Annotated in this window: 1 rRNA gene; it reads left to right on the forward strand. The window is 53.3% G+C overall.

The features are described from left to right. Positions 1-2,583, forward strand: a 23S ribosomal RNA gene (locus AE2B122_RS18905); the annotation flags it as partial. Between the last annotated feature and the right edge of the window lie 2 nt (positions 2,584-2,585).

The following is a 2,585-nucleotide window of genomic DNA, read 5'->3' on the forward strand; positions in this document are numbered from 1 at the left end:
GGCTTGGAATGGCCCGCCATAGAAGGTAAGAGCCCTGTACTTGAAATGTGGTTTCCTCCGGAGTGTATCCTGAGTACGGCGGAACACGTGAAATTCCGTCGGAATCCGGGAGGACCATCTCCCAAGGCTAAATACTCCCTAGTGACCGATAGTGAACCAGTACCGTGAGGGAAAGGTGAAAAGCACCCCGGAAGGGGAGTGAAATAGATCCTGAAACCGTGTGCCTACAAGTAGTCGAAGCCCGTTAATGGGTGACGGCGTACCTTTTGTAGAATGGACCGGCGAGTTACGATCCCCTGCAAGGTTAAGTTGTATAGACGGAGCCGCAGCGAAAGCGAGTCTGAATAGGGCGATATAGTAGGTGGTCGTAGACCCGAAACCGTGTGATCTACCCATGTCCAGGGTGAAGGTCAGGTAACACTGACTGGAGGCCCGAACCCACGCACGTTGAAAAGTGCGGGGATGAGGTGTGGGTAGGGGTGAAATGCCAATCGAACACGGAGATAGCTGGTTCTCTCCGAAATAGCTTTAGGGCTAGCCTCAAAGGATGATGGTTGGAGGTAGAGCACTGATTGGACTAGGGGCCCTCATCGGGTTACCGAATTCAGTCAAACTCCGAATGCCAATCAATCTACTTTGGGAGTCAGACCATGGGTGATAAGGTTCATGGTCGAAAGGGAAACAGCCCAGACCGCCAGCTAAGGTCCCAAAGTGTGTGTTAAGTGGAAAAGGATGTGGCGTTGCTTAGACAACCAGGATGTTGGCTTAGAAGCAGCCATCATTGAAAGAGTGCGTAATAGCTCACTGGTCGAGTGACGCTGCGCCGAAAATATACCGGGGCTAAACACACCACCGAAGCTGCGGATTGACATCTACGATGTCAGTGGTAGGAGAGCGTTCTAAGGGCAGTGAAGGTCGATCGTGAGGACGGCTGGAGCGCTTAGAAGTGAGAATGCCGGTATGAGTAGCGAAAAAAGAGTGAGAATCTCTTTCATCGAAAGCCCAAGGTTTCCTGAGGAAGGCTCGTCCGCTCAGGGTTAGTCGGGGCCTAAGCCGAGGCCGAAAGGCGTAGGCGATGGATAACAGGTTGATATTCCTGTACCACCTAAATCCGCTTGAACGATGGGGGGACGCAGGAGGATAAGGAAAGCGCGCTGCTGGTTATGCGCGTCCAAGCCGTGAGGAAGTTGAGCAGGCAAATCCACTCAACATTAATTCCAGGCGGTTATGGGGAGGGAAATTTAGTACCGAAGTTCCTGATTTCACACTGCCAAGAAAAGCCTCTAGTGAGGAAATAGGTGCCCGTACCGCAAACCGACACAGGTAGGCACGGTGAGTAACCGAAGATGATCGGGAGAACTCTCGTTAAGGAACTCGGCAAAATGACCCCGTAACTTCGGGAGAAGGGGTGCTTCTTTTAAGGAGAAGCCGCAGTGAAAAGGCCCAAGCGACTGTTTAGCAAAAACACAGGTCTCTGCAAAGCCGTAAGGCGAAGTATAGGGGCTGACACCTGCCCGGTGCTGGAAGGTTAAGGGGAATGGTTAGGGACTTCGTCCCGAAGCTGTGAACCGAAGCCCCAGTAAACGGCGGCCGTAACTATAACGGTCCTAAGGTAGCGAAATTCCTTGTCGGGTAAGTTCCGACCCGCACGAAAGGTGCAACGACTTGGGCACTGTCTCAACGAGAGACCCGGTGAAATTATACTATGCGTGAAGATGCGCATTACCCGCGACAGGACGGAAAGACCCCGTGGAGCTTTACTGTAGCCTGATATGGAATGTTGGTACAGCTTGTACAGGATAGGTGGGAGCCTTAGAAACCGGAGCGCTAGCTTCGGTGGAGGCATCCGTGGGATACCACCCTGGCTGTATTGACATTCTAACCCAGAACCGTTATCCGGTTCGGAGACAGTGTCAGGTGGGCAGTTTGACTGGGGCGGTCGCCTCCCAAAGAGTAACGGAGGCGCCCAAAGGTTCCCTCAGAATGGTTGGAAATCATTCGTAGCGTGCAAAGGCAGAAGGGAGCTTGACTGCGAGACCTACAAGTCGAGCAGGGACGAAAGTCGGGCTTAGTGATCCGGCGGTGCCGTATGGAAGGGCCGTCGCTCAACGGATAAAAGCTACCCCGGGGATAACAGGCTTATCTCCCCCAAGAGTCCACATCGACGGGGAGGTTTGGCACCTCGATGTCGGCTCATCGCATCCTGGGGCTGTAGTCGGTCCCAAGGGTTGGGCTGTTCGCCCATTAAAGCGGTACGCGAGCTGGGTTCAGAACGTCGTGAGACAGTTCGGTCCCTATCCGTCGTGGGCGTTAGAAGTTTGAGAGGAGCTGTCCTTAGTACGAGAGGACCGGGATGGACGCACCGCTGGTGCACCAGTTGTTCCGCCAGGAGCATAGCTGGGTAGCTACGTGCGGAAGGGATAAGTGCTGAAAGCATCTAAGCATGAAGCCCCCCTCAAGATGAGACTTCTCATCATTTTAAATGAGTAAGATCCCTCAGAGACGATGAGGTAGATAGGTTCGAGGTGGAAGCGTGGTGACACGTGCAGCTGACGAATACTAATCGATCGAGGACTTAACTAAAC

It is taken from the genome of Terribacillus sp. AE2B 122 (genome assembly GCF_902497585.1).
Lineage (GTDB): Bacteria > Bacillota > Bacilli > Bacillales > Amphibacillaceae > Terribacillus > Terribacillus saccharophilus_A.